This is a genomic window from Pseudomonas sp. B21-028 (assembly GCF_024749045.1).
GTDB lineage: Bacteria > Pseudomonadota > Gammaproteobacteria > Pseudomonadales > Pseudomonadaceae > Aquipseudomonas.
In genome coordinates, this window is record NZ_CP087184.1 from 4,146,799 (window position 1) to 4,166,654 (window position 19,856).

Below are 19,856 nucleotides of genomic sequence, written 5' to 3' on the forward strand. Positions count from 1 at the left end.
ACGCCCGAGCGAATCTCGCCCGGGCGTTTTTGGGGGCGAAGCGGCTTACTTGATCAAGAGCTGATCGCCCTCGGATAACTCATGGACTTAGATCTTGCCAACCAGGTCCAGGGACGGAGCCAGGGTGGCCTCGCCTTCTTTCCACTTGGCTGGGCAGACTTCGCCAGGGTGAGCGGCGACGTACTGAGCGGCCTTGATCTTGCGCAGCAGCTCGGAAGCGTCACGGCCTACACCGCCGTCGTTGATTTCGACGATCTTGATCTGACCTTCAGGGTTGATCACGAAAGTACCGCGGTCAGCCAGGCCGGCTTCTTCGATCAGCACGTCGAAGTTGCGGGAGATGGTCAGGGTCGGGTCGCCGATCATGGTGTACTGGATCTTGCCGATGGCTGGCGAGGTGTTGTGCCAGGCCGCGTGGGCGAAGTGAGTGTCGGTCGACACGCTGTAGATCTCGACGCCCAGCTTCTGGAATTCGGCGTAGTTGTCGGCCAGGTCTTCCAGCTCGGTTGGGCAGACGAAGGTGAAGTCAGCCGGGTAGAAGAACACGACAGACCACTTGCCTTTCAGGTCGGCGTCCGACACTTCGACGAAAGCGCCGTTTTTGAATGCGGTAGCTTTGAACGGTTTAACTTGGCTGTTGATGACAGGCATCGATGTTTCTCCATCAGGGTTGAAAAGTTGATGGAGGGAAGCTTACCCACTCATCCCCCAGCTGGCTCATTGGCAAAGCTGATGCGAATAATTGGTTTTGGCTATCAGGGAACTGTATAGATAGAAAAAATCTGTAGAAGCTGCCATAGCCTGGCAGCTTCTACGCAACAGCGTCAGGCCGCGGGTGTACGCATGGTGACGAACTCTTCGGCGGCGGTAGGATGCACGCCAATGGTTTCGTCAAAGTCGCGCTTGCTGGCGCCGGCCTTGAGGGCGATGGCCAGGCCCTGGACGATTTCCCCGGCGTCCGGGCCAACCATATGGCAACCCAGGACCTTGTCGGTCCGGGCATCCACCACCAGTTTCATCAGCGTGCGCTCCTGGCAGTCGGTCAGGCTCAGCTTCATCGGCCGGAAACGGCTTTCGAAAATCTGCACCTCATGCCCCTCTTCCCTGGCCTGTTCCTCGGTCAGGCCGACCGTGCCGATGTTCGGCAGGCTGAACACCGCAGTGGGAATCATCCGGTAGTCCACCAGCCGGTACTGCTCAGGCTTGAACAAACGCCGCGCCACCGCCATGCCTTCGGCCAGGGCAACGGGTGTCAACTGTACGCGCCCGATCACGTCGCCAATGGCAAGGATCGACGGCTCGGTGGTCTCGTATTTTTCATTGACCTTTACAAAGCCTTTCTCATCCAGCGCGACAGCGGTGTTCTCCAGGCCGAGGTTATCGAGCATTGGCCGCCGGCCGGTGGCGTAGAAGACGCAATCGGTCAACAGCGTACGGCCGTCCTTGAGGGTCACTTCCAGGCTGCCATCGGCCTGCTTGTCGATGCGCTGGATATCGGCATTGAACTGCAGGTCCAGGCCCCGGCGCGTCAGCTCTTCGGCCAGATGCTTGCGCACGGCACCGTCAAAGCCGCGCAGGAACAGCTCGCCGCGATACAGCAAGGACGTCTGCGCGCCCATGCCGTGGAAAATCCCGGCGAACTCCACCGCGATGTAGCCACCTCCTACCACCAGCACGCGCTTGGGCAGTTCCTTGAGGAAGAAAGCTTCATTGGAACTGATGGCATGCTCGCGCCCCGGAATCTGCGGGATCACCGGCCAACCACCGGTGGCGACCAGGATGTGTCCGGCGGTATGGCGCTGGCCGTTGATCTCGACCTCATGGGGACCGGTAATCTTCGCATGGCCCTCATGCAACGCCACGCCGCTGTTGACCAGCAGGTTGCGATAGATGCCGTTGAGACGGTTGATCTCCCGGTCCTTGTTGGCAATCAGCGTGGCCCAGTCAAAACTCGCCTCCCCCGCCGACCAGCCATAGGCCGAAGCCTGCTCGAAGTCTTCGGCATAATGGGCGCCGTAGACCAGCAGCTTCTTCGGCACGCAACCGACGTTTACGCAGGTACCGCCCAGATAACGGCTTTCCGCCACCGCCACCCTGGCGCCAAAACCGGCGGCAAACCGCGCAGCCCGCACACCACCGGAACCGGCGCCAATCACATACAGGTCAAAATCGTAGGCCATTACTGTCTCCTTAGGCAGGCCATCAGCATACCCGCTGTTTCCAGACGGGTCAGCGTTGCGTTGGTTATGGGGGCGGAAAATGGAAATGCCAGAGTGAGCTTCATCAAAGCCGAGCGCGGCTCCTGTGGCGAGGGATTCCTGTGGCGAGGGGATTTATCTGTGGCGAGGGGATTTATCCCCGCTGGGCTGCGAAGCAGCCCTAGAATCAGGCGACCTGGGTGTGTCAGACAGATTGAGTTGGTTGGTTTGGGGCTGCTTCTCAGCCCAGCGGGGATAAATCCCCTCGCCACAGGGTTCTATGCCAGCCGTGGCAATATACTTGCCCCAAAAAAAACGCCCCGAACCAGTCGGGGCGTTTTTTTCAGTCGCGGTGGGCTATCAGTAAGCCTTGCCGGTCTTGTAGAAGTTCTCGAAGCAGAAGTTGGTCGCGTCGATGTAGCCTTCGGCACCACCGCAGTCGAAACGCTTGCCCTTGAACTTGTAGGCCATGACGCAGCCGTTCTGGGCCTGTTTCATCAAAGCGTCGGTGATCTGGATTTCACCACCCTTGCCTGGTTCGGTCTGTTCGATCAAGTCGAAGATGTCCGGCGTCAGGATGTAGCGGCCGATGATTGCCAGATTCGACGGAGCGTCTTCAGGCTTTGGTTTTTCAACCATGCTGTGCACGCGATAGATGTCGTCGCGGATCATTTCGCCGGCGATCACGCCGTACTTGTTGGTTTCCTGCGGATCGACTTCCTGGATCGCCACGATGGAGCAGCGGAACTGCTTGTACAGCTTGACCATCTGGGTCAGCACGCCGTCGCCTTCCAGGTTGACGCACAGGTCGTCCGCCAGCACCACGGCGAAGGGTTCGTCGCCGATCAATGGGCGGCCGGTCAGGATCGCGTGGCCCAGGCCTTTCATTTCGGTCTGGCGGGTGTAGGAGAACGAACACTCATCCAGCAGTTTGCGGATACCGACCAGGTATTTTTCCTTGTCGGTGCCCTTGATCTGGTTTTCCAGCTCGTAGCTGATGTCGAAATGGTCTTCCAGCGCGCGCTTGCCACGGCCGGTCACGATGGAGATTTCCGTCAGGCCCGCATCGAGGGCTTCTTCGACACCGTACTGGATCAGTGGCTTGTTCACCACCGGCAGCATTTCTTTGGGCATGGCCTTAGTCGCTGGCAGGAAGCGAGTACCGTAACCGGCTGCTGGGAACAAGCATTTCTTGATCATATGAATCCTTTAAAAGGCGGTGTGTACGACGAGTTTCGGCGCAGTCTAATCAGGCCGCAGGCACCTTACAATGCCCGCACTGGCCAACCGATGCCATCATAGAGAAATAAACCGGCGGATAGTTCAATCGCCTTTCGTTTCGGGGGTTCAACGGTACAACTGCAAGCCCGCTGGCACCGTTTGCGTGCATTTGGCGTATCATGACGCCCTTGATCCCGCCAATGAGGCAGCTAGATGTCGGCAACACGAAACGCAAACGGTTATTCGGTCAGTCAGGACAAGGACGGCCAGTGGTGGATTGTCAATTACCATGGCGAGCAGGTTGCCGGTCCCCTGCCCACCAAGACCATGGCGGTGGAAGTGGCCGCGGTGTTCCAGGATGAGCGCGCTGCTCCTGCGGCCAAAGAGCGTGAAAAAGCTCCGGCACGCACCGATCGCCGCAAGAAATAAAGTCGGACAGGCCTGCGTCAATCACCTCGCGGCATGGGTGCAGGCCCGTTGTTTATCTGTACCGAATTGACCATTCGCTATAACCTCGCGCTGTCCCTTCCCTTTCGATGACCACTCCATGAAAAAGTTTCTGGCGCTGTTTACGGTCCTGGCCCTGGCGGGTTGTGCCTCAACGGAAAATACCTACCTGGCCAACGGCGAGCAGGGCCTGACCATCGACTGTTCAGGCGAAGCCAATTCCTGGGCCACGTGCTATGAAAAGGCAGATGCCTCCTGTGCCGGCACCGGCTACCGTATCGTCGGCACCGATGGTACGCCCCAGGCCAAGGAAAGCGAGAAGACTCTGGGCGTGGATGTCGGCAACTTCACCAGCCGCAGTGTCGTGGTGGTATGCAAGTAAGATCCAGGCGAACCTGAAACCCTTCCTCAGCCGGAAATGCAGGCGTTGGCCGCAGCCTGCACATCCCCCGGACGCACCGGTACATTGGACATGCTTTCATGCAGCTTGATGCTGCTGCCGCTGGAACGTTCGTCAATGTCGAACACCGCTGCCGGCAGGCTCGAAAGTTTGCCGGGAACGATCAGGCGGACGCCGTTCTTGTGGGGTTCCATCTGCAACGCGCCGCGGCTGTCGGCCAGCTTGTCGGCAACGCATTTGGCATATTCGTGGGGTTTCTTACCGGAGATGACACTCATGGTGGGCGGCGTCTGGTTGATGTCCGATACCGATGCACATCCACTCACGGCCAATGCCAACACCCACGCACTACGCTTCATATGATTCCTCCGGCAAAGACCCTCCGACAGTGTAGAGGCCGTTTTTATCCGGCGCCCTGCACTTTTTTTATGAGGCAGCGCCACGTTGAATCGGCAAAGCCACGTCGAGGACCGGCTATTTAGCCCTCGGTGCTGATAAACTGCGTCCCATTATTGCAGCCCCCTACCGTGTCGAGCGTGTAGAAAAAAGCCCTTCTGGAGGCGCCCATGAAATTCATCCACCAACGCGAGCATCTCAACGAAGACGATATTGTCGTCATCGAATGCTCCCAGACGTGCAACATCCGCCTGATGAACGATGCGAACTTCCGCAGTTTCAAGAATGGCGGGCGCCACACTTACCACGGCGGCGCGTTCGATACGTTCCCGGCGCGGATCACCGCACCGAGCACTGGTTTCTGGAACATCACCATCGACACCGTCAACCGCCGGGCCATCAGCGTCACGCGCAAGCCGACCCTGACCCACAAGATCAAAATCATCCGGCGCTCCAGCTCGAAACTGAGCTGAGCCCCCCTGCTCACATAGGCAAAACCGTGACCCAGACAACCAAATACGTCATCAAGTACAAACTCAACGGCGAACGCCGCTTCGAGTTCGCGCAGCTGGAAACCGGCACCGAAGAAGAAGCCCGGGCGGCGCTGGAAGCATTGCATGGAGAGATTGGCGATGTGATCAGCGAGGTCAAGGTCAGCAAGGCTTTGTAAACCCACTGTTTGTGGCGAGGGGATTTATCCCCGCTGGGCTGCACAGCAGCCCTAAACCAGGCGACTGACGTGTATCAGACAGATTTGAGTGTATTGTTTTGGGGCCGCTTCGCAGCCCAGCGGGGATAAATCCCCTCGCCACAGGGTGATGCGGTGTGAAGGATGGTCCCGGTCCAGGATAGAACATTGACCGCAAGCCCCGGAGTGTTGACCAACAGAACACCCGCCAGACTGCCCGATCCTATTCCCCAGGATTGCCACCATGTCCTCTACTTCGCATTCGCTGACCCAGTCCACCGATGCAATCGACCAGCCAGCCCTGGAACAGAGCCTCGAGCAGGATGGCAGCGGCGTGCTTCGCGGTCTGCTGTCGGCAACTCAATGCCGACAGCTCGGCAGCCTGTACGCGCAGCCCGGGCTGTTCCGTTCCCGGGTAATCATGGCCCGCCACGGATTCGGGCGCGGCGAATATCAGTATTTCCGCTACCCGTTGCCCGCTATCGTCCAGCAACTGCGTGAAGCGTTGTATCCGCTGCTGGTCCCTCTGGCCAATCGCTGGAACGAACGCATGGGCCTTGAGGTGAGATATCCCGATGCGCACTGCGATTTCATCCAGCACTGCCATGGCGCCGGGCAACAGCGTCCGACGCCGTTGCTGCTGCAATACGGCCCCCAGGATTACAACTGCCTGCACCAGGATCTGTACGGCGAACAGGTGTTTCCGTTGCAGGTGGCGATCTTGCTGTCGGAACCGGACCAGGACTTTACCGGCGGCGAGTTCGTACTCACCGAACAACGCCCGCGCATGCAGTCGCGTCCCCAGGTCATCGGTCTGAAACAGGGCGATGCCGTGGTGTTTGCCGTGCATCAACGGCCGGTCAAAGGCGTTCGCGGTTATTATCGGGTGAACATGCGCCATGGCGTCAGCCGCGTGCACAGCGGCCAACGGCACACCCTCGGAATCATTTTTCATGATGCGCAATGACGACAACCCGATCACCCTGGACCTGTTCGCTGACGAACCGTCGGCGACAGCCGGGCAGATCGAACAGATCGGCCAGCAGGCGTTCGTGCTCCGCGGCTTCGCCCTGCCTTGGCTGGAGCGGTTGCTGCCGGCCCTGGAAACGGTCTTGCAGACCGCGCCGTTCCGGCAGATGGTCACCCCCGGCGGTTTCACCATGTCGGTGGCCCTGAGCAGTTGCGGGGCGTTGGGCTGGACCACCGACCGCAGCGGCTATCGCTACACCACCCATGACCCACAGTCCGGCCGGCCCTGGCCGGACATGCCGGTGTTGTTCCGCGAACTGGCCCAGGCCGCTGCCCGGGCTGCGCATTTCGAGCATTTCGAACCCGATGCCTGCCTGATCAACCGCTACGTGCCGGGGGCGCGGATGTCGTTGCATCAGGACAAGAATGAACGCAGCCTCTGCGCCCCCATCGTCTCGATGTCCCTGGGCCTGCCGGCGGTGTTCCAGTTCGGCGGATTCGAGCGCAGCGACAAGGCCTTGCGCGTTCCACTCTTCCATGGCGACATCGTGGTCTGGGGTGGTGTCGACCGGCTGCGTTACCACGGCGTATTGCCGCTCAAGGATGGTCAGCATCCACGGCTGGGCGCGCAGCGGATCAACCTGACATTCCGCACCGCCGGATAACCATGCAGAATTCAACCGCAAGACCCGGAGTGTCGTTCTTCCGCTGGCTGGTTACCGTAGCCAAAACGGGCCAATGGACAAAACGACCATGAACACCACTTCGAACACCCTCGCCCCTGAACTCGACCCTCGCTGGGCCGCCGTGCTCGCCCGGGACCCACGCGCCGACGGGCAATTCGTCTACGGCGTGAAAACCACCGGCATCTACTGTCACCCCAGCAGCCTGTCGCGTCTGCCCAATCCGCGCAACGTCGAATTCTTCGACACGCCGGAACAGGCCCAGGCAGCCGGCTATCGCCCCAGCAAACGCGCCGCCAGGGACCAGACCCAGGTGGCCGCCCAACAAGCCGCCCGGGTCGCGGCGGCCTGTCGGCAGATCGAGGCGGCGGAAGAACTGCCAGGGCTCAATGAACTGGCGCAAAGCGCTGGCTTGAGCCCCTTCCACTTCCACCGGATCTTCAAGACCGTTACCGGCCTGACTCCCAAGGGCTATGCCGCCGCCCACCGTTCGCGCAAGTTGCGCGAACGCCTGGCCGATGCCGGGACCGTCACCGAAGCGTTGTACGACGCCGGTTTCAATTCCAACAGCCGCTTTTACGAAGCAGCCGATAAAGTGCTGGGCATGAAACCCGCCGACTACCGTGCCGCCGGGCAGAACACCGACATCCGCTTCGCCGTCGGGCAATGTTCCCTGGGGGCGATCCTGGTGGCGCAGAGTGAACGAGGCGTGTGCGCCATCTTGCTGGGGGACGACCCCGACGCGCTGGTCCGCGACCTGCAGGACAAATTCCGTCGCGCCAACCTGATCGGCGCCGACCGGGAGTTCGAGCAACTGGTCGCCCAGGTGGTCGGCTTCATCGAGGCGCCCGCCCTGGGCCTGAACCTGCCCCTGGATTTGCAGGGCACGGCGTTCCAGGAGCGGGTCTGGCAGGCCTTGCGGGAGATTCCACCGGGCAGCACCGCCAGCTACGCCGAGATCGCCCAGCGCATCGGCCTGCCCAAGGCCGTGCGCGCGGTGGCCCAGGCCTGTGGCGCCAACAGCCTGGCCGTGGCGATCCCCTGTCACCGGGTGGTGCGCAGCGACGGCAACCTTTCGGGCTATCGCTGGGGCGTGGAGCGCAAGCGTCAGTTGCTGGCGCTGGAGCGCTCGTCCGCGGACTGAACGCCGATGTAGATCGCCACCGAATCGGGGCCGCTGTAGACCTCGAAATCGGTGGCGAAGCGGCGCAGGGTCTGCGGGTTGTCGGCGAAATACGCCCAGATCAGGCCCCAGGTCTGGATCACGCAGTCGGGCATCGGCCCCTTGGCCGAGAACACCAGATAATCCCCGCCCTCGATGTCCACGGCGGGGTAGCCTGGACTCGTCGCATCGACCTCCACCCCGGCCGTCACATCAAAGTGCCCGGTCGCATCGGACTCATAGTTGGAATAGACCCCATAGACGAACGACTCCGAGCGCCTGGCCGGAATCCGGTCGAACAGCCCCTCGGTGAAGAACCGCTCCCACATCGGACCGATCCTTGCCGTGTCGGGTTGTTGCTCATCGGAGTTGCGGGTACGGACTTGCAAACCCGCCACGCTGAAGGGTTCGACTGCCTTGAGTTTTACGTCCATGGCTAAGGCTCCTGAGTAAGTGAAGCACGCATGGTAATCCTCTCGCCCGAGGGATCAAGCGCTGGCCTTCGATTGAAAAACTCGACTGGCCCTGGCGGGGTCACACCTGCTACAAACAGGGTTTCTTGCCCTGCCGGAGCACCTTGCACATGAGCCAATGGCCAGACACCCGCATCCTCGACCTGCTCGGTATCGAGCTGCCCATCATCCAGGCGCCGATGGCCGGGGTGACCGGGGCCGCCATGGTGGTCGCCACCTGCAATGCCGGCGGGCTGGGCTCGATGCCGGCGGCGATGCTGGACGTCGAGCAACTGCGCCAGGCGCTGACGACGATCAGCGAACAGACCGACAAGCCGTTCAACGTGAATTTTTTCTCCCATCAGCCACCGGCCTTCGACGAGCAGCGGGCCGAGGCCTGGAAGCAGCGGCTCAAACCTTATTACGAGGAACTGGGCGCCGATTTCGAGGCATCGACGCCAGTGTCCAACCGCACACCGTTCGACGATGCCGCCTGCCGGGTGCTGGAAGAGATGCGACCAAAAGTGGTCAGCTTCCATTTCGGCCTGCCGGAGCAATCCCTGCTGGATCGGGTAAAGGCCACCGGAGCGAAGATCCTTTCTTCGGCGACCACCGTCGAGGAGGCCATCTGGCTGGAGCAACGCGGTTGCGATGCGATCATCGCCATGGGCTACGAGGCCGGTGGCCATCGGGGGATGTTCCTCAGCGACGACCTCAACACCCAGGTGGGCCTGTTCGCCTTGCTGCCCCAGGTGGTGGATGCGGTGAAAGTGCCAGTGATCGCCACCGGCGGCATCGGCGATGCGCGAGGGATCGTTGCGGCGTTTGCCCTCGGCGCATCGGCGGTGCAACTGGGCAGCGCGTACCTGTTCACGCCCGAGGCCAAGATCAGCGCGTCCCATCACCGGGCACTGCGCACCGCCAGGGAAAGCCAGACCGCCGTGACCAACCTGTTCACCGGGCGGCCGGCGCGGGGCATCGTCAACCGGGTGATGCGCGAAGTCGGCCCGATGAGCCGGCTGGCACCGGCATTCCCCCTGGCAGGCGGTGCGCTGATGCCGCTGCGGGCCAAGGATGAAGCCGATTTCAGCAACCTCTGGGCGGGCCAGGCGTTTCCCATGGGCCGGGAGTTGCCAACCGGTGAGCTGACCCGGCGGCTGGCCGATGAGGCACTGGCGCGGCTTGGCAAGGGTTCAGGTTCCTGAGAGGCTCATCGCCGGCCAGGGCGCCATCGCGAGCAGGCTCGCTCCCACAGGGATCTGCAGTGAACACAAATCCTGTTGCATGCCGCGCATCCTGTGGGAGCGGGCAAGCACAAGGCTAGCTGTCACAACAGTCCCCTGTGGGAGCGAGCCTGCTCGCGATGAGGCCGGCACATTCAACCAATGCCAACTGCAACAGCGCAAAACTCACATTCCGTTTGCCTGGCATTCGCTATATATTTCCGTATATAGCGAAACCACCCCTACGGAGTCTTCAATGCGCCCCACCCGCTTCGCGCCATTGCTGCTGGTCACCTTCCTGACCGCCGGCGTCGTCCAGGCCGATGAAGTGCAGGTGGCCGTGGCCGCCAACTTCACCGCACCGATCCAGGCCATTGCCGCCGACTTCGAAAAAGAAACCGGGCACAAACTGGTGGCAGCCTACGGCGCAACGGGGCAGTTCTATACCCAGATCAAGAATGGCGCGCCCTTCGAAGTGTTCCTCGCCGCCGACGACACCACCCCGGTCAAGCTGGAAAACGAAGGCGACACCGTCAAGGGCTCACGCTTCACCTACGCCATCGGCACGCTGGCGCTGTGGTCGGCCAAGAACGGCTATGTCGACGACCAGGGCCAGGTGCTCAAGAACAACGACTTCCAGCACCTGTCCATCGCCAATCCCAAGGCCGCGCCCTACGGCCTGGCCGCGACCCAGGTGCTGGACAAATTGGGGGTCGCCGCACAGGTCAAGGGCAAGATCGTCGAAGGCCAGAACATCACCCAGGCCTATCAATTTGTCTCCACCGGCAACGCCGAGCTTGGCTTCGTGGCGCTGTCCCAGGTATACAAGAACGGCAAGCTCACCGGCGGTTCGGCGTGGATCGTCCCGGCCGAATTGCACGACCCGATCAAACAGGACGCGGTGATCCTCGGTAAAGGCCGCGACAACCCCGCCGTCAAGGCCCTGATGGACTACCTCAAGGGCCCGAAAGCCGCCGCCATCATCCAAGCCTACGGTTACCAACGCTAAATGCCGCTGACCAGTGCCGATTATTCAGCGATCTGGCTGACCCTCAAACTCGCCTCGCTGACGACGGTAATCCTGTTGCTCATCGGCACGCCCATCGCCCTGTGGCTGTCGCGCACCCGATCCTGGTTGCGCGGGCCGGTGGGCGCGGTGGTGGCCCTGCCGCTGGTGCTGCCGCCCACGGTGATCGGCTTCTACCTGCTCCTGGCATTGGGCCCCAATGGCTGGATCGGCCAGCTGACCCAGGCCCTCGGGCTGGGCACCCTCACCTTCAGTTTCACCGGGCTGGTGATCGGCTCGGTGATCTACTCCATGCCGTTTGTGGTGCAGCCGTTGCAAAACGCCTTCTCGGCCATCGGCAATCGTCCCCTGGAGGTCGCCGCCACCCTGCGCGCCGGTCCCTGGGACACCTTCTTCAGCGTCATCCTGCCCTTGTCCCGCCCCGGTTTCATCACCGCCGCCATCCTCGGCTTCGCTCACACCGTCGGCGAGTTCGGCGTGGTGTTGATGATCGGCGGCAATATCCCGGACAAGACCCGGGTGGTGTCGGTGCAGATCTACGACCACGTCGAAGCCCTGGAATACGCCCAGGCCCACTGGTTGGCGGCGGCGATGCTGGTATTTTCTTTCGTTGTGCTGCTGGCGCTGTATTCCAGCCGCAGGACCCGGACAGCCTGGAGCTGAACGATGATTCAGGCGCATTTGCAGCTCGACCATGGCGGTTTCTCCCTGGACCTGGATGTGCAACTGCCGGGCCGGGGCGTGACGGCGTTGTACGGTCCATCCGGCTCCGGCAAGACCACCTGCCTGCGCTGCATCGCAGGCCTGGAGCGCGCCCCGCGTGGCTTGGTGCGGATCAATGGCGACGTGTGGCAGGACAGCGAGCGCGGCGTGTTCGTACCGCCCCATCAACGGGCGCTGGGGTATGTGTTCCAGGAGGCGAGCCTGTTCAGCCATCTGTCGGTGCGGGCCAACCTGGCATTCGGTCTCAAGCGCATCGCCCCGGGGCAACGGCGCGTGGACATGGACCAGGCCACCGAATTGCTGGGCATCGGCCACTTGCTCGAACGCCGGCCCCACAATCTGTCCGGCGGCGAGCGCCAGCGGGTGGGCATCGCCCGCGCTCTGCTGACCAGCCCCCGCCTGTTGTTGATGGATGAGCCGCTGGCCGCGCTCGATACCCGCCGCAAGAACGAAATCCTGCCCTACCTGCAACGGCTCCACGATGAACTGGACATCCCGGTGCTGTACGTCAGTCATTCCCAGGACGAAGTGGCGCGCCTGGCCGACCACATCGTCTTGCTCGACGGCGGTCGCGCGTTGGCCAGCGGGCCGATTGGCGAAACCCTGGCACGGCTCGACCTGCCACTGGCCCAGGGGGACGACGCGGGCGTGGTGATCCAGGGCACGGTCAGCGATTACGACCCCGCCTATCAGTTGCTCACCCTGACACTGCCCGGTAGCCCACTGCACGTGCGGGTCGCCCATACGCCGCTGGCCATTGGGCAACCGCTGCGCTTCAAGGTCCAGGCCCGGGACGTCAGCCTCAGCCTGGCGAACGATGCCCAGACCAGCATCCTCAATCGCTTGCCGGTCACGGTGACCGGCGAACTGGCCGCCGACAACGCCGCCCACGTGCTGATCCGAGTGGAAGCCGCCGGCACGCCGCTGCTGGCACGCATTACCCGTTACTCCCGCGATCAGTTGGCCTTGCATCCGGGGCAGGTGCTGTGGGCGCAGATCAAGGCGGTGGCGGTGTTGGCATAACAGCCAGTCCCTCAGACATCCCCTGTGGGAGCGGGCTTGCTCGCGAAGGCGTCGGCACTTCCAGTATCCAGGGTTGCTGATCCACCGCCTTCGCGAGCAAGCCCGCTCCCACCCAGGTTCAGAGGGTTCCCCTCAGATGGATGGGGGTTCTCAGAATTTCGGCACGACCGCAACCGGCCGCGGTCAATGAATCCATAGGCCACCGCATTCGCTGCCAAGGATTTCTCCATGCCCGACACCTCGCCACCGGAAGCATTGCCGGCCGACCTGCATTATGTCGATGACACCAGCCCGGGTATCACCCGTAGGAAGTTGCGGGGCAAGTTCTGTTATTTCGATCCTCACGGCCAACGCATCACCGATGCGGCCGAAATCCAGCGCATCAATGCCCTGGCGGTGCCGCCGGCCTACACCGATGTGTGGATCTGCAGTGACCCGCGCGGGCATCTCCAGGCCACCGGCCGGGACGCCCGTGGACGCAAGCAATACCGTTACCACGCGCGCTGGCGCGAGGTGCGCGATGCCGACAAGTATTCGCGGATGCTGGAATTCGGGCGCACCCTGCCCCGCTTGCGCAAACGCCTGGAGGCGATTCTCTCAACGCCCGGTTTCAGTCGTGACAAAGTCATGGCCACCGTCATCACCTTGCTGGACGTGACCCTGATCCGCGTCGGCAACAGCCAATATGCCCGGGAGAATCGCTCCTACGGCCTGACCACCCTGCGCAGCAAACACGTCGAGGTCAACGGCAGCGCCATCGCCTTCCAGTTCCGTGGCAAGAGCGGCGTCGAACACCAGATCACCGTGAAGGACCGACGCCTGGCCCGGATCATCAAGCGCTGCCAGGAAATGCCGGGGCAGAATCTGTTCCAGTACCTGGACGAAAACGGCGAACGCCACGCCATCAGTTCCTCGGACATCAATGCCTACCTCAAGACCCTGACCGGCGCCGAGTTCACCGCCAAGGATTACCGCACCTGGGCCGGCAGCGCGGCGGCCCTGGCAGGCTTGCGGACGTTGCGCTGGGAAACCGAGACAGAGGCGAAAAAGCACATCGCCGAGATGGTCAGGCAGGTCGCCCGGCAGCTGGGCAACACGCCGAGCGTGTGTCGCAAGTGCTACATTCATCCTGCGGTGCTGGAAGGTTTCCTGCTCGGCACCCTGAAGCAATTGCCCAAGCCCCGGGCCCGTAAAGGCCTCAGCGAAGAAGAAGCCGGGCTGGCGATGTTTTTGCAACGGGTGATGCAAGCCACGCAAGCGTGCGAGTCGAAGTTCGGCGCCTGACACCACCCGAACAACGGCCCATCCATCAGGAACATCCAGCCAGCGCTGAACTCCCAACTGTACGATCCCGCAACACCTCACGCGTGAAATCGACAGGAGTCCTCGATGTCCGAACACATTGTCCATTTTCATTGCCAGATCGATCAGGGAACCACCGAGCGCTTCCGCGACAACTGCCTGGAAGCGATCGAGAAAGGCGCAGATTCACTGATGCTCAATCTCTCCACGGTCGGCGGCAGCACCAACTTCGGTTTCACCCTCTACACCTTCATCAAGTCCCTGCCGGTGCCGGTGCGTGCGGTGAACGCCGGCAATATCGAGTCGATGGGCATCGTCATGTACCTGGCCGCCAGCGACCGCACCACCACCCCTCATTCGCGCTTTCTGATCCATCCCATGAACTGGTATTTCGGCCAGAAATCGGTGGATCACTCGCGCCTGCGCGAATACCTGTCCAGCCTGGACAACGACGTGGCGCGATATGTAGAGATCTACGTCAAGGAAACCGCCGGAGCCGCCACGCAGCTGGATATCTTCAAATGCCTGTGCAACGAGGAACGGGTCATCCCGGCGGAAAACTCCCTGGCCTTCGGCATCGCTCACCGGGTTGAACAGGTGGTTTTCCCAACAGATGCCAGGCATTGGAAAGTCAGTGGTGGCGAGGACTAGGCGCTCAGGTGACCCCACGACTTTCAGTCAAGCCATTACCCGACAGGAGAAAGACGCCTTTTATTGTGATTAATAAAATGAAATATTTCTTGCCCCACTTATAAAATTGTTTAATCCGTACAACTACGAAGCGAAGCGGCGATAATACATTCCTTAATTACCGAGAATGACCATTCGTCGCCAGCGCAACGCTTTTATTAAACTTCCCTCGCCGCTTACCTTTCACATTTAATGCGAGGCACGTTGCTCGCTTAAACCAGCATGAGGATTCTCGAAATGGCTAACAGCGGAAACAAAAACCCAGGCAACTTCGCAAATGATCGTGAAAAAGCATCTGAAGCCGGTAAGAAAGGCGGACAGGCGTCGGGCGGCAACAACACCAACGACCGTCAGAAAGGCTCCGGTGCCGGCAGCAAAGGCAGCGGGCGCGGCCAAAGCGGCGGTGGCCGCAAGTCGTAACCCCTGAAATCCGCTGGGGCGCAGCCTTGCTGCGCCCTGGTGCTTGATGAGTCGAGGTGAAGCATGAGCAACCAGGAGCGGTTCATCGTCAGTTTTATCGCCGACGGCCAACCTGACAACCGGGTGATGGAAGCCGATAGCGAGACATTGAGTGTCAGCGAAGCCGAAGCCCTGTTGAGAGCTTCTTTCAGCGAACTCAAAGATGCTCGACTGAGTGATGTTCAAGTTCAGAAAAGAACACGACCCATTGAACAGGAACATGGCGTACCCGGACACTTTAAACAGCCATAGCCGATATTGTTTAAATGTTTATAACGATATCCGGGGCATTGGCCGCCTCCTGGTCGATCAGCGCTGCGCATAAGTACTTTTCAGCGTATCGATCCACGCCGGGGTCAGACACGACTGTTCAGTATCCAGGCCCATCTCCCGCATCCTCTCCACATGTTCATTGGCTTCTCGCGCCAACGTCCCCTGGTCACTGGAATTGGCATCCAGCTGGTGCATCTGGGCCAGCCCCAGGTGATAGAACCGCAACACCTTCATGGCGACCGGATCCCGGGCCTGCACGCCGGCCGTCACCTGGTGCATGACATTGGTGATGCGCATCAGGCTGCGCTTGAGCTGCCAGCCGTACACCGCCGCGGCCATCCAGGGTTGCGTCCAGAGATACAGGCGCATCAGCGCGGCCATCACCAGCACCGCCACAATCACCCCGCCCAGGTTGAAGCGAAAGTTATCGGCCCCGGGCGTGCCGAACAGCATCACGGCCAAGCTGGACAACAGCATCGCCAAAGCCAGGAACACCACGGCGATGATCAGCGTGCTGCGGCGGGTCTGCTGTCGGTAGAGGTCGGCATCCCAGGATTTGATCTCGAACATCGCGGTGCAATTTCCTTGTACGGCACGAAAAGAGTCGAGCATTATCGCCTGCCCGGGCGATTTAGCTATGCTGGGGCTCATTTTGTGTGGCACCCGACCCGAAGGATCCGGATCAAAGTCCATGGCGATACCGCAAGGATCGTGCGATCTTTCTGCGTGGACGTATTTTTCAAGATGCCGCCTCAGTGTGCACGGCATCGTTTTCAAGGAAAGCTGAATGACTCAAAGACATGTAATCAACGCTTCGGTAAGCCCGAAAGGCAGCCTGGAAACCCTGTCCCAGCGCGAAGTCCAGCAACTGAGCGAAGCCGGTTCCGGCAGCATCTATACCCTGTTCCGCCAGTGCGCCCTGGCCATCCTCAATACCGGCGCCCATGTCGACAATGCCAAGACCATCCTGGAAGCCTACAAGGACTTCGAGATCCGCATTCATCAACAGGACCGTGGCGTGCGCCTGGAACTGTTGAACGCGCCGGCCGACGCCTTCGTCGACGGCGAGATGATCGCCAGTACCCGGGAAATGCTGTTCAGCGCCCTGCGCGACATCGTCTACACCGAGAACGAACTGGATAGCCAGCGCATCGACCTGAGTTCGTCCCAGGGCATCAGCGACTACGTGTTCCACCTGCTGCGCAACGCCCGCACCTTGCGTCCCGGCGTGGAGCCGAAGATCGTCGTGTGCTGGGGTGGTCACTCGATCAATACCGAAGAATACAAGTACACCAAGAAGGTCGGCCACGAACTGGGCTTGCGCAGCCTGGACATCTGCACCGGCTGCGGCCCCGGCGTGATGAAAGGCCCGATGAAAGGCGCCACCATCGCCCACGCCAAGCAACGCATCCATGGCGGACGCTACCTGGGCCTGACCGAACCGGGCATCATCGCCGCCGAGGCGCCGAACCCGATCGTCAACGAGCTGGTGATCCTGCCGGACATCGAGAAGCGCCTGGAAGCCTTCGTGCGGGTCGGCCACGGCATCATCATCTTCCCGGGCGGTGCCGGTACCGCGGAAGAGTTCCTGTACCTGCTGGGCATCCTGATGCACCCGGCCAACCAGGACCTGCCCTTCCCGGTCGTCCTCACCGGGCCGAAAAGCGCCGCGCCGTACTTCGATCAGCTGCATGCCTTTGTCGGCGCGACCCTCGGCGAAGCGGCCCAGAAGCATTACCAGATCATCATCGACGACCCGGCCGAAGTGGCACGGCAGATGACCCAGGGGCTCAAGGAAGTGAAACAGTTCCGCCGCGAGCGCAACGACGCCTTCCACTTCAACTGGCTGCTGAAGATCGATGAAGGCTTCCAGCGTCCGTTCGATCCGACCCACGCCAACATGGCCAGCCTGGGCCTGAGCCTCGACCTGCCGTCCCATGAGCTGGCCGCCAACCTGCGCCGTGCGTTCTCCGGGATCGTGGCCGGTAACGTCAAGGACAAGGGAATCCGCCTGATCGAAGAACACGGCCCTTACGAGATCCACGGCGACCCCGCCATCATGGAACCCCTCGACCGCCTGCTCCAGGCCTTCGTCGCCCAGCACCGGATGAAACTGCCGGGCGGCGCGGCCTATGTGCCGTGCTATCGCGTGGTGACCTGAGCACTCGCAAGCACCCACTGTGCCCATTGTGGGAGCGGGCTTGCTCGCGAAGGCGTCGGCTCATTCAACATGAATGCGACTGAACCACCGCTTTCGCGAGCAAGCCCGCTCCCACAGGGATCTGCGGCGGTTATAGAGTGGTGTTCAGCCACATCAGGCCGGACTCATCCAATCCAACGCCCAACCCACGGTAATCCTCGATCGACGGATGATCAGTCTCCACCGGATGCACATGCGTCGCCGTCACCACCATCACCTCCGCCCCCGCCGCCTCACCGGCGCGGATACCAGCGTCGGCATCCTCGAACACCAGGCACTCCTCCGCTGCCACCCGCAATCGCTCGGCAGCCAGTCGATAGCAAGCCGGGTTGGGTTTGCCGTCGCTGACATCTTCGGCGGTGACCATCACGGCGGGACGCGGAATGCCGGCGGCCTCCATTCGACGCAAGGCCAGTGCCATGGGGGCCGAGGTGACGATCGCCCAGCGCTCCGGCGGCAGGTCGTTCAAGAACGCCACGGCGCCAGGCACCGGCACCACGCCTTCAACGTCTTCGATTTCCTCTCGGGTAATCTGCTCCGCTTCAGCCTGGGCATTCACCCCCGGCAGATGCTGGCGAGCGATGGTGTCGACGGCGCGCACGCCATGGATAGTGGACAGGAATGTCGCCACGTCCACGCCGTGGCGCAGCGCCCAGCGGGTCCAGATCCGCTCGGCGGCGGCGATGGAGTTCAGGAGGGTGCCGTCCATGTCGAAGAGGAAGGCGTGGTAGGCCTTGGGTGAGTGCTTTAAGGACATCGGATTCTCACAGTCAAAACATTGGACCCCTGTGGGAGCGAGCCTGCTCGCGAAGGCGTCGGCACCGTCGAATGGAGGTTGCCTGACACACCGCTATCGCGAGCAGGCTCGCTCCCACAGGGGTTATGGTGTCTGGGGTATTTATACCAACCGCTCGATCGACTGATGCTGCCAGACCCGTTTGTAATACAGCACCTGCAGCAACAGCATGCTCAGGTACGCCACGGGAAACGCCATCCATACCCCTTCCAGGCCGAAGTGGGCGTCGAGCAGGTAAGCCGCCGGCACCTGTACGCCGACGATGCAGAAAATCGAGATCGCCACCGGCATCAACACCGTGCCGCTGGCGCGCATGATGCCGCCGACAATGGCCTGGAAACCGAACACCAGCAAGCTCCAAAGCATGATGTGCAGCAGGTGTTCGGCCTGGACCCGTGCCGCCGGGTCGGTGATGAACAGCCCCAACAGCCAGTGGGACAACAGGTACCCCAACAACACCAGGCCACCCGTCAGGCAGACGTTGATCAGCAGCCCGGTGCGCAGGATCGGCCCCAGGCGCTCCAGGCGTCCGGCGCCAATGGCCTGAGCACCGAGGATCGAGGCGCTGATGGCAATCGACAAGGCCGGAAACTGCACGTAGTTGACGATCTGCGTCACCGCGCCGTAGGCCGCCGTGGCCTGGGAACCGTGGCGATTGACCAGCGCCAGGATCACCAGTTCCGACAGGGAGATCACCACCATCTGCAACCCCGTCGGCAGACCAATGCGCAGCACCTTGCCGAGGATCTCCCGGTCCAGGCGCATCGCCGCGAACAACGCCCGGTCCGGTGCCAGGGCGTGCTCGCGACGGTTCAAGCGCCACGCCAGCAACACCATCGCCGACGCCGTGCCCAGCAGCCCCGCCAGTGCCGCGCTCTGGATGCCCATCTGCGGCAGTCCCAACCAGCCACGAATCAACGCTGGCGTGAGGAGCATCCCAACCCCGGTGGACACCAGCAACGCGAGCAAAGGCGTCAGCGTATCGCTGACCCCTCGCAACAACTGGGTGAACAGGACGAACACCAGCAATATCGGCAGAATCCACATCATGACCCGGGCATAGGCAACGGCGTCCTCCAGCACATCGGCCGGCGTGCCCAAGCCTTGCAGGGCCTGACGGGTAAAAATACTGCCAAGCACTGCCGCCACCAGACCGATGATCGCCCCCAGCAGCAGCGTCGAGCCGGCAATCGCCTTCACCGTGCCGGTTTCCCGCGCGCCGTAAGCCTGCCCGATCAACACTCCGGCCCCCGCGCCCAGGCCAATCACCAGCGCGATGAAGAAGAACAGGATCGGAAACATCCCCGACACCGCCGCCAGCGCCTGGGTGCCAAGCATCTGGCCAATGTAGATGCTGTTGAGCGTGCCGGACATGGACTGCAGGAAATTGGACAGGACCATGGGGGTGAGGAACAGGAGATAGGTTTTCCAGAGCGGCTGGGTCGGCATGAGGGCTCTTGATGGCAGGTTCGACAATTCAGGTGTCGGTAATTTAGCGCAATCCTGAGCAAACTGTGGGAGCAA

General features: G+C 61.7%; 24 protein-coding genes. 16 read left to right on the forward strand and 8 right to left on the reverse strand.

Features of this window, described 5'->3' with window-relative positions:
• Window positions 1–87: 87 nt before the first annotated feature.
• The 3 genes from ahpC to galU all read right to left on the reverse strand — a co-directional run bounded on the left by ahpC (window position 88) and on the right by galU (window position 3,398).
• A complete protein-coding gene (ahpC, locus tag LOY35_RS17410; RefSeq protein WP_258625134.1) occupies window positions 88–651 on the reverse strand; it encodes an alkyl hydroperoxide reductase subunit C in 564 nt (187 codons plus the stop codon).
• Between the two features lie 173 nt (window positions 652–824).
• A complete protein-coding gene (gorA, locus tag LOY35_RS17415) occupies window positions 825–2,180 on the reverse strand; it encodes a glutathione-disulfide reductase (protein ID WP_258625136.1) in 1,356 nt (451 codons plus the stop codon).
• Window positions 2,181–2,558: 378 nt separating this feature from the next.
• Window positions 2,559–3,398: a UTP--glucose-1-phosphate uridylyltransferase GalU gene (galU, locus tag LOY35_RS17420; protein WP_003182953.1), complete on the reverse strand. Its 840-nt coding sequence runs from the start codon at window positions 3,396–3,398 to the stop codon at window positions 2,559–2,561.
• A gap of 234 nt (window positions 3,399–3,632) precedes the next feature.
• Here galU and LOY35_RS17425 point away from each other — a divergent pair, with 234 nt between their 5' ends.
• Both LOY35_RS17425 and LOY35_RS17430 read left to right on the forward strand, forming a co-directional pair.
• The gene (locus LOY35_RS17425) at window positions 3,633–3,848 is read left to right on the forward strand and encodes a hypothetical protein (protein ID WP_258625138.1); all 216 of its coding nucleotides are present in this window, start codon (window positions 3,633–3,635) and stop codon (window positions 3,846–3,848) included.
• Between the two features lie 118 nt (window positions 3,849–3,966).
• Window positions 3,967–4,248: a hypothetical protein gene (locus LOY35_RS17430; RefSeq protein ID WP_258625140.1), complete on the forward strand. Its 282-nt coding sequence runs from the start codon at window positions 3,967–3,969 to the stop codon at window positions 4,246–4,248.
• A gap of 26 nt (window positions 4,249–4,274) precedes the next feature.
• Here the strand turns inward: LOY35_RS17430 and LOY35_RS17435 are convergent, their stop codons facing one another.
• On the reverse strand, window positions 4,275–4,625 hold the full coding sequence (locus LOY35_RS17435; protein WP_258625142.1) for a hypothetical protein: 351 nt from the start codon (window positions 4,623–4,625) through the stop codon (window positions 4,275–4,277).
• A gap of 207 nt (window positions 4,626–4,832) precedes the next feature.
• Here LOY35_RS17435 and LOY35_RS17440 point away from each other — a divergent pair, with 207 nt between their 5' ends.
• The 5 genes from LOY35_RS17440 (at window position 4,833) to ada (ending at window position 8,146) form a co-directional block, all read left to right on the forward strand.
• Window positions 4,833–5,135 carry a DUF1883 domain-containing protein gene (locus LOY35_RS17440; protein ID WP_258625143.1) on the forward strand — a complete coding sequence of 101 codons (303 nt, stop codon included), beginning with the start codon at window positions 4,833–4,835 and terminating at the stop codon, window positions 5,133–5,135.
• Between the two features lie 26 nt (window positions 5,136–5,161).
• Window positions 5,162–5,332 (forward strand): hypothetical protein, encoded by a 171-nt coding sequence (locus tag LOY35_RS17445; RefSeq protein ID WP_258625144.1) that lies wholly within the window; start codon window positions 5,162–5,164, stop codon window positions 5,330–5,332.
• Between the two features lie 262 nt (window positions 5,333–5,594).
• Window positions 5,595–6,317, forward strand: coding sequence for a 2OG-Fe(II) oxygenase (locus LOY35_RS17450; RefSeq protein WP_258625146.1), 723 nt, complete (start codon window positions 5,595–5,597; stop codon window positions 6,315–6,317).
• A complete protein-coding gene (gene alkB, locus LOY35_RS17455; RefSeq protein ID WP_258633666.1) occupies window positions 6,307–6,984 on the forward strand; it encodes a DNA oxidative demethylase AlkB in 678 nt (225 codons plus the stop codon). The genes LOY35_RS17450 and alkB overlap by 11 nt, the downstream gene beginning before the upstream one ends.
• Window positions 6,985–7,072: 88 nt before the next feature.
• Window positions 7,073–8,146 (forward strand): bifunctional DNA-binding transcriptional regulator/O6-methylguanine-DNA methyltransferase Ada, encoded by a 1,074-nt coding sequence (gene ada, locus LOY35_RS17460; protein ID WP_258625147.1) that lies wholly within the window; start codon window positions 7,073–7,075, stop codon window positions 8,144–8,146.
• Here the strand turns inward: ada and LOY35_RS17465 are convergent.
• Entirely contained in the window at window positions 8,110–8,598 is a 489-nt protein-coding gene (locus LOY35_RS17465; RefSeq protein ID WP_258625148.1) for a GyrI-like domain-containing protein, read from the reverse strand. The genes ada and LOY35_RS17465 overlap by 37 nt on opposite strands.
• A gap of 149 nt (window positions 8,599–8,747) precedes the next feature.
• Here LOY35_RS17465 and LOY35_RS17470 point away from each other — a divergent pair, with 149 nt between their 5' ends.
• The 8 genes from LOY35_RS17470 (at window position 8,748) to LOY35_RS17505 (ending at window position 15,315) form a co-directional block, all read left to right on the forward strand.
• Window positions 8,748–9,821 carry a nitronate monooxygenase family protein gene (locus tag LOY35_RS17470; protein WP_258625150.1) on the forward strand — a complete coding sequence of 358 codons (1,074 nt, stop codon included), beginning with the start codon at window positions 8,748–8,750 and terminating at the stop codon, window positions 9,819–9,821.
• Between the two features lie 274 nt (window positions 9,822–10,095).
• The gene (modA, locus tag LOY35_RS17475; RefSeq protein ID WP_258625151.1) at window positions 10,096–10,848 is read left to right on the forward strand and encodes a molybdate ABC transporter substrate-binding protein; all 753 of its coding nucleotides are present in this window, start codon (window positions 10,096–10,098) and stop codon (window positions 10,846–10,848) included.
• Window positions 10,849–11,529 carry a molybdate ABC transporter permease subunit gene (gene modB, locus LOY35_RS17480; RefSeq protein ID WP_258625153.1) on the forward strand — a complete coding sequence of 227 codons (681 nt, stop codon included), beginning with the start codon at window positions 10,849–10,851 and terminating at the stop codon, window positions 11,527–11,529.
• A 3-nt stretch (window positions 11,530–11,532) separates the two neighbouring features.
• Window positions 11,533–12,612, forward strand: a complete 1,080-nt coding sequence (gene modC / locus LOY35_RS17485) for a molybdenum ABC transporter ATP-binding protein (protein WP_258625155.1) — start codon at window positions 11,533–11,535, stop codon at window positions 12,610–12,612.
• A 228-nt stretch (window positions 12,613–12,840) separates the two neighbouring features.
• The gene (locus LOY35_RS17490) at window positions 12,841–13,896 is read left to right on the forward strand and encodes a DNA topoisomerase IB (RefSeq protein WP_258625157.1); all 1,056 of its coding nucleotides are present in this window, start codon (window positions 12,841–12,843) and stop codon (window positions 13,894–13,896) included.
• 105 nt (window positions 13,897–14,001) lie between these two features.
• On the forward strand, window positions 14,002–14,565 hold the full coding sequence (locus tag LOY35_RS17495; RefSeq protein ID WP_139648624.1) for an ATP-dependent Clp protease proteolytic subunit: 564 nt from the start codon (window positions 14,002–14,004) through the stop codon (window positions 14,563–14,565).
• A 276-nt stretch (window positions 14,566–14,841) separates the two neighbouring features.
• Window positions 14,842–15,024: a general stress protein gene (locus LOY35_RS17500; protein ID WP_258625160.1), complete on the forward strand. Its 183-nt coding sequence runs from the start codon at window positions 14,842–14,844 to the stop codon at window positions 15,022–15,024.
• Window positions 15,025–15,087: 63 nt separating this feature from the next.
• Window positions 15,088–15,315: a hypothetical protein gene (locus LOY35_RS17505; RefSeq protein ID WP_258625162.1), complete on the forward strand. Its 228-nt coding sequence runs from the start codon at window positions 15,088–15,090 to the stop codon at window positions 15,313–15,315.
• 57 nt (window positions 15,316–15,372) lie between these two features.
• Here LOY35_RS17505 and LOY35_RS17510 read toward each other — a convergent pair whose 3' ends face one another.
• Window positions 15,373–15,906: a DUF3087 domain-containing protein gene (locus LOY35_RS17510; RefSeq protein ID WP_258625165.1), complete on the reverse strand. Its 534-nt coding sequence runs from the start codon at window positions 15,904–15,906 to the stop codon at window positions 15,373–15,375.
• A 217-nt stretch (window positions 15,907–16,123) separates the two neighbouring features.
• On the opposite strand from LOY35_RS17510, the gene ppnN reads away from it, so the two are divergent.
• Window positions 16,124–17,497 (forward strand): nucleotide 5'-monophosphate nucleosidase PpnN, encoded by a 1,374-nt coding sequence (gene ppnN / locus LOY35_RS17515; RefSeq protein ID WP_024777331.1) that lies wholly within the window; start codon window positions 16,124–16,126, stop codon window positions 17,495–17,497.
• Window positions 17,498–17,627: 130 nt separating this feature from the next.
• Here ppnN and LOY35_RS17520 read toward each other — a convergent pair whose 3' ends face one another.
• Window positions 17,628–18,293: an HAD family hydrolase gene (locus tag LOY35_RS17520; RefSeq protein WP_258625169.1), complete on the reverse strand. Its 666-nt coding sequence runs from the start codon at window positions 18,291–18,293 to the stop codon at window positions 17,628–17,630.
• 141 nt (window positions 18,294–18,434) lie between these two features.
• Window positions 18,435–19,781 (reverse strand): MATE family efflux transporter, encoded by a 1,347-nt coding sequence (locus tag LOY35_RS17525; RefSeq protein WP_258625171.1) that lies wholly within the window; start codon window positions 19,779–19,781, stop codon window positions 18,435–18,437.
• Window positions 19,782–19,856 lie beyond the last annotated feature (75 nt).